At 61.8% G+C, this 6,752-nt stretch carries 5 protein-coding genes; all 5 read right to left on the bottom strand.

The window, feature by feature from the left end:
* Positions 1–203: 203 nt before the first annotated feature.
* The 5 genes from AC3WWR_RS05940 to AC3WWR_RS05920 all read right to left on the bottom strand — a co-directional run bounded on the left by AC3WWR_RS05940 (position 204) and on the right by AC3WWR_RS05920 (position 6,530).
* Positions 204–1,997: an alpha/beta fold hydrolase gene (locus AC3WWR_RS05940; RefSeq protein WP_083348603.1), complete on the bottom strand. Its 1,794-nt coding sequence runs from the start codon at positions 1,995–1,997 to the stop codon at positions 204–206.
* A 255-nt stretch (positions 1,998–2,252) separates the two neighbouring features.
* Positions 2,253–2,855, bottom strand: coding sequence for a protocatechuate 3,4-dioxygenase subunit alpha (gene pcaG / locus AC3WWR_RS05935; protein WP_083348604.1), 603 nt, complete (start codon positions 2,853–2,855; stop codon positions 2,253–2,255).
* Between the two features lie 12 nt (positions 2,856–2,867).
* A complete protein-coding gene (pcaH, locus tag AC3WWR_RS05930; RefSeq protein WP_033043918.1) occupies positions 2,868–3,587 on the bottom strand; it encodes a protocatechuate 3,4-dioxygenase subunit beta in 720 nt (239 codons plus the stop codon).
* Positions 3,588–3,709: 122 nt separating this feature from the next.
* On the bottom strand, positions 3,710–4,639 hold the full coding sequence (gene pcaQ / locus AC3WWR_RS05925) for a pca operon transcription factor PcaQ (protein WP_020801258.1): 930 nt from the start codon (positions 4,637–4,639) through the stop codon (positions 3,710–3,712).
* 553 nt (positions 4,640–5,192) lie between these two features.
* The gene (locus tag AC3WWR_RS05920) at positions 5,193–6,530 is read right to left on the bottom strand and encodes an MFS transporter (RefSeq protein ID WP_042955208.1); all 1,338 of its coding nucleotides are present in this window, start codon (positions 6,528–6,530) and stop codon (positions 5,193–5,195) included.
* Positions 6,531–6,752: the final 222 nt, after the last annotated feature.

Below are 6,752 nucleotides of genomic sequence, written 5' to 3'. Positions count from 1 at the left end.
CGCGGCTAAACCGGCGTCCTGCCGGTTTCCCCACTGCGCAATGCCTGCGTTCGGCCATCGTGGTTAATGGGGCGCCTCAGATCAAAAACCAAAGCGAGGCGGCCTTAAAGCCGACCTGCTCCACGGCTGTACCTGATCCCCTGTGGGCGAGCCTGCTCGCGAAAAATGTCCGGGCAACGCGTTCATCCAGGCGCCGCGCGTAATCAACGCTCCATGACATAGGTGCCAGGTGCGGGGCAGAGGGGCGGGTATTTGCGCGAGCCAAGTTTCTTCGGCGCCGGCCGGCTTTCGCCTGAGCGCTGGCCGATCCATTCGCGCCAATGCGGCCACCAGCTGCCTTGCTGGCGCTCGCCCGCGTTTTGCAGCCAGGTTTCCGGGGTCTCGGCGGCGGCCGGTGCGGCGTAGTAGAACGACTTCGGGTTGCCCGGCGGGTTCACCAGGCTTTGCAGGTGGCCGGCGTTGGACAGTACGTAGGTGGCGTCCTCGCCAAACAGTCGGGCGGTGCCGTAGCAGCCCTGCCAGGGTGTGATGTGGTCGGTGGTGCCGCCGATCACATAGGCGCCGACCTTCACTTGGGTCATGTCGATCGACTCGCCGGCAATCTCCAGGGAGCCCGGGTTGCTGTAGGGGTTCTGCTGGACCAGGTCGAGGTAGTCCGCGTGCAGTTGGGCGGGTAGTCGCGTGGTGTCGTTGTTCCAGGCCAGGATGTCGAAGGCCGGCGGCTTGTTGCCCAGCAGGTAGTTGTTGACCCAGTAGTTCCAGATCAAGTCGTTGGGCCGCATCCAGGCGAACATGCGGGCCATGCCCTGGCCGCTCAGTACGCCCTTGCGCCGGGAGCTGGCCTTGGCCGCGCGCAGGGCCGACGGGGTGGTGAACAACCCCAGGGTGGTGTCGTCCAGTGCCGAAGGCATGTCCAGTACGCACACGGCCCAGCTGGTGTTGGCCACCTTGTGGCCTTCGCCACGGGCCGCCAGCCAGCCCAGGTAAGCCGCCAGGGTGATGCCGCCCGAGCAGGAGCCCCACATGTTGACGTCCGGGCTGCCGGTGATCTGGCGTGCCACGTCCACCGCCTGGTCGAGGCACAGCGCGTACTCGGCCAAGCCCCAGTCGCGGTGCTCGCGGGTGGGGTTGCGCCAGCTGATGACGAAGAGTGTCACGCCGCTGTCCTGGATCCACTTGATCAGGCTTTTCTCCGGCGACAGGTCGATGGCGTAGTACTTGTTGATCTGCGGCGGCGACATCACCAAGGGGCGGGCATGGACATTTTCGGTGGTGGGGGCGAACTGCAGCAGCTCGAACATCTCGTTGCGAAACACCACTTGGCCCTTGGCCGTGGCGATGTTTTCGCCAACCGTAAACGGCGAGCTGTCGACCTGTTTTGGGAGCCCACGGTTGTTCAGCATGTCATCGCCGAACTGGCGGATGCCCCTGGCCAGGCTCATGCCCCCGGTGTCCACCAGCTTGCGCAGTGCCGCCGGATTGGTCAGCGGCGAGTTGCTCGGTGCCACGGCATCGGCCAGCAGTTCTGCGACGAACCGGGCTCGGCTCTTTTCCAGCGGGGCAAGGTCGGTGGATTCGATGAAGCGGGTCAGTTCACTTTGGCCGGCCAGGTAGCTCTGCAGCAGCGCGCGCAGGAAGGCGTTGGATTGCCAGGCTGGATCGGCAAAGCGCTTGTCCTTGGGATTCGGCGCGATGCTGGAGTGACCGCCAACGATGCCGCGCAGCTCCTTCAGGTAGCCACCCAGATGAGCGCCAGCCTTGAGCGGCGACAAGCCGACGGCCTTGAGCAGGTAACCGGCCGAGCTGGCCAGGTCCGCCGCGCGCACGCTGACCAGCGGATTGGCCGCCAGGGTCTGGTTGGAAGCCGTGCCGATCAGCTCTTGTTGCTGGGTGTCGCCAGCGGGATCACCCTCCTTGCGAACGCGGCGCTTTCGGCCGGTTGCTGGGGGGCGCTGGGTTGGAGTTACGGACTCGCTCGTTCGGGTGGATCTGCTCATGTCGGCTCTCTTGTATCCGGGTGCTGACCCGGTTGTTATTTTGCTCCGACTCTAGGGTGTAGCAGGGGGCGACCACCTCGCATTGCACGACAGCGAATTTTCATTTCATGACACGGGGAGCGCAGGCCGATGAGTTGAACATGAGCGCCTGCAGGCATGCATAGCGGAATTGAAAGCGGGTTTGACCCAGCGCGCTTGAAGCGCGCCGGCACTCATTTCAGGAGTGTGGGCAGCTTGGTGTCTGCCCACGCCGCGTCAGAAGTCGAAGAACACCGTTTCCGCTTCGCCTTGAAGATGAATGTCGAAGCGGTACGCCAGCTTGCCATCCACGGTGCAGCGCCTGGCGACCAGGGATTCGCGCCGATGGGGCTGTTCGATCAGGTTTAACACCGGATCCACGGCATTCGCCTCGGGCTCGTCGTCGAAATACAGGCGGGTCTGCAGGTGAATGTTGATGCCCCGGGCAAACAACGCAACGTTGATATGCGCCGCCATGGTAACGCCCGAGGCGTTTTTCAGCCTGCCGGGCTTGACGGTCTTGATCGTCCATTCACCGGCATCGGTGGTCGCGGTACGGCCAAAACAATTGAAGGCTTTCTCCAGGTCGAAAGCGCTGTCGTAGACGCCGTCGTGGTTGGCTTGCCAGCACTCCAGGAAGGCGTCGCGAATCAAGTGGCCATTACCGTCATACACGTGGCCCACCACTAGAATATGCTCGCCTGGCGCGCCAGGCCTGGCCATCTCGTTCCAGATTTCCTGCTCACGCGGCGCGTTGCCGGCGGCCTCTAGCGCCAGGCCGATATGCACATAAGGCCCGGCGGTTTGCGACGGGGTTTCAGGCAGAAGTTGAACGGGCATTCGCAGGCCTCCTCAGCAGTTTTCGAAGTGGGTCTTGCGCTGGCCGCGCAGGACGATGTCAAAACGATAAGCCAGGCAATCCATGGGATTGGCCATGCCCATGTCCAGGCGGGCGATCAAGCTCTGCACCGCGTCCGGGTTGGCGATCGACTTGACGATCGGGCACATCGGGATGAGCGGATCACCTTCGAAATACAGCTGGGTAATCAGGCGCGTGGCAATCGAGGGGCCACTGATGGAGACATGGATATGCGCAGGACGCCAATCGTTGGGGCCGTTGCGCCATGGGTAGGGGCCGGGCTTGACGGTGCGGAAACTGTAGTTGCCATCGCGGTCGGTCAACGCACGGCCAACGCCGCCGAAATTGGGGTCGAGGGGGGCCAGGTAACTGTCTTTCTTGTGCCGGTAACGACCACCGGCATTGGCTTGCCACATCTCCACCAGGGTGTGGGGGATCGGCTTGCCGTATTGATCGCAAACCCGGCCCGCGACGATGATGCGTTCGCCGATGGGCAGGCCGCCGTGATTGAAATTCAACAGCAGGTCGTTATCGTGCCGACCCATTTGCAGATGGGAAAAATCCGGGCCGCTGGTTTCGGATAAAGACTGGGGGATGCTCACCAATGCCTGGCGAGGGGAGCGCAGGATCGAGGTCTTGTAGTCAGGCGTCAGGGCCTTGGGATGCCAATTACGGTCACGAATGACGAAACGGCTGTCGTGCGCATCAGACATGTCGTTTTTCCTATTGTTATGGTGGGACGGAGGCACTGCGTTGGCAGCGACTGGTGGCCCAGTGTCCTCTTGTACGTCCCAGCGCAAAATTGAAAAAATCGACCTTATGCATATCCAGATGGTTATGGATACTGACCTTCGCGATACTCCTGGCCGACCTCGCGCAATGCCTCCACGCACCACTGCGCCGCCGGTGATACCGGTAACGCGGGATTGGTGCACAGCCCGACGGAGCCACCCGGCTCACGCATTCCAAGGTCCAGCTCGACCAACTCACCCTGTCGCAAATCCTGTCTGACAGCGTCGAGAGGGGCGACCCAGATAGCCTGGCTGCACAGCACGTAGCGCCGACTCAGGGCCACCGACAAGGTTTCCAGGCGTTGGCGCGATGGTGTGATCCCGTGCTGGACGAACAGGCTGTCGGCGAACTTGCGGATCGTCGTCCCCGCCGACGGCAATACCAGCGGATAGTCTTCGAGGTTTTTCTGTCCCGACGGATCGTTGAGCACCGGGTGGCCGCTGCGGACCACCAGGGTCATGGATTCGCTGTACAAGTGCTCGAACGCGAGCCCTTGTATCAGTGGGCTATCGGTCATCCGGCCCACCACCAGGTCCAGCTCACCGACCCGCAGTCGGGACAGCAAATAGGCACTTGGGCCAGTCACGACACTGACCACCAACGCCGGGTGACGGTCGTGCAGGCGGCAGACTACCTCCGGTACCAACAGGCTTTCGACCGTGGATAGCACGCCGAGCTGCACGGTAATGGGCTCATGCACGCCCGAGCGCAAACTGTTGACCCCGTCGCGCAGCGCTTGCACGCTCGGCCCTGCGTATCGCAGGAAGGCCACGCCGGCTTCGGTCAGCGTCGAGCCCTTTTTACCCCGTTCAAACAGCCTGGCATCGAGCAGGGTTTCCAGTTCCTTCAAGGTTTTGGAAAGCGCTGGCTGGCTGATCGCCAATTTGTCGCAGGCACGTGCCAGGCTGCCCTGGCGTGCCACCTCGAGAAAACACAGCAGATGCCGGAATTTGATTCGGTTATCGATGTTCAAAAGGGGGCTCTGCCTTGGTGGTTTGGCCTCTATTATTGTTGGATTTGCAGTGGTTGTGTGGTTGTCCCGGCCATTTTTTGGGGGGCATATCCATTGCTGCGGTAACGGCGGCTTATGGTTTCGCCCTTACGGCGAGTCCCTTGTAGGAGCGAGCATGCTCGCGATGAAGGTCAACGATGACTCGGGAAGCCTGACACCCCGTGGTGCTCTCAAGTTTTTCGTCGGAACGCCGCCCGGAGCATGCTCGCTCCTACAGAGGTCGCCGCGCTGGGCCGTCCCTGGCCCAGCGCGGCTAAACCGGCGTCCTGCCGGTTTACCCACTGCGCAATGCCTGCGTTCGGCCATCGTGGTTAACGGGGCACCCAAAATCTAAAGCCAAAGCGAGGCGGCCTTAAAGCCGACCTGACTTCAAGCGAACACATTCCCCCTGTAGGAGCGAAGCTTGCTCGCGATGGACGTCAACGATAACGCGCCCTGTCTGGATGAGCACGTTGTCAGGACGTTCATCGCGAGCAGGCTCGCTCCTACAATTGGATCGGGGGCATATCTGCGATCAGGCCACAGCCCGCACACCTGCACCTTTCCCCTCCGCCTGCACATCATGCAGGGAGATCCGTGACGTCTCCGGCAACGCGAGCCCGCCTGCCAACGCCAGCAAGGCAATCGCGATCAGGTAAAACGCCGGCGACAGGTTGCTGCCGGTGGTGCTGATCAGCCACGTCGCCACCAACGGGGCCGTCCCGCCGAAAATCGTATACGCCATGTTGTACGTGATGGCCGAGGCGGTGTATCGAGTTCGGGTCGGGAAGGTTTCCGAGAGCAAGGCCGCGGTGACCACGCCACACAACACCGCGCCAACGGCCAGGAGCATGACGCCTGCGACCGACGCTGCGAACGAGCCGGAGCTGGCCATCAGGAACGATGGATACACGGCCACGATCAACAAGGCGCACGCCGTCATCACCGTCATCCGGCGCCCGACCCGGTCCGAATACAGTCCGGCCAACGGGCAGATTGCCGCTGCGAACAGCAAGGCAATCAACGACACCAGCAACGCCGTTGCGCGACTCAGGCCCCCCGCGACCTGCAGGTAGGTCGCAAAGTAGGTGGTGAACATATAGAACGACAGCGCCGTGAGCGACACGAAGGCGCCCAGGCAGCAGATGGCCGCGCCATGGTTGCGCAAGGTGTCCTTGAGTGGGGAATGGGCGACCGCATGTTCCTGGGTCACCGCCTGGAATGCCGGTGTTTCATCGAGCTTCCAGCGCAGGTAAAGACCCACCAGGCCCAGCGGTGCGGCAATCAGGAACGGCAGGCGCCAGCCCCAACTGCCCATTGCTTCAGCCGATAACGATGCCTCGAGCGCGTAGGCCACCACGGCGGCGGCGGCGAAGGCGGAAAATGTCGACACCGGAATGAAGCTGCCGTACCAGGCGCGTTTATCACTCGGCGCATGCTCCATCAGGTAAGCACAGGCACCTGCGTATTCCCCGCCGGCGGAGAAACCCTGGGCACAACGGATCAGCGAAAGAAGGATCGGCGCCGTAACCCCGATGGCGGCATAAGTGGGCAATACACCGATCAAGGTCGTCGCACCGGCCATCAGCAGAATCGTCATCGCCAGGGTGCGCTTGCGCCCGATCCGGTCTCCCAGCATGCCGAAGAAAATCCCCCCAAGGGGCCGGAACGCAAACGCCACGGCGAATACCGCAAAGGTCTTGAGCAGCGCGGCACTGGCATCGCCGCTGGGGAAAAACTGCTGGGCGATGGTCGTGGCCAGGAAGCCGTAGACGGCGAAGTCGAACCATTCCACGAAATTGCCGATGCCGGCAGCCACGATCACTCTTCTCAGTGTTTTCGGGCTGACTTGTTCCGTTGTTGTGCTCGTCATGCTTGACCTCGACAGTTCGTCAGTAAGCTATCGATTATCGAGGCAGGCGCTAAAGCTGTTCACTTCAAAAGTGTCATCCACGTAGTCAGTACCGACTTCGCCCGCATCAAGTGTTCGAAAGGTTGGGCATCACTGCATGGTCTCAATGGATCCATTAATCTGCATTTATCTGTAAAAAGCTTGACTGTTGTCGGTTTTATTCGATTCAATGGATCCATAAAA

The organism is Pseudomonas sp. EB271-G4-1, assembly GCF_058791355.1.
Note: the sequence above shows the minus strand (reverse complement) of the source record. Positions and strands in the feature narration are given on the sequence as shown.

Excerpts from the sequence above, each read along its gene's own strand:
- AC3WWR_RS05920 (WP_042955208.1), bottom strand. The coding sequence starts at position 6,530 with ATGACGAGCACAACAACGGAACAAGTCAGCCCGAAAACACTGAGAAGA.
- pcaG (WP_083348604.1), bottom strand. The coding sequence starts at position 2,855 with ATGCCCGTTCAACTTCTGCCTGAAACCCCGTCGCAAACCGCCGGGCCT.
- pcaH (WP_033043918.1), bottom strand. The coding sequence starts at position 3,587 with ATGTCTGATGCGCACGACAGCCGTTTCGTCATTCGTGACCGTAATTGG.
- AC3WWR_RS05940 (WP_083348603.1), bottom strand. The coding sequence starts at position 1,997 with ATGAGCAGATCCACCCGAACGAGCGAGTCCGTAACTCCAACCCAGCGC.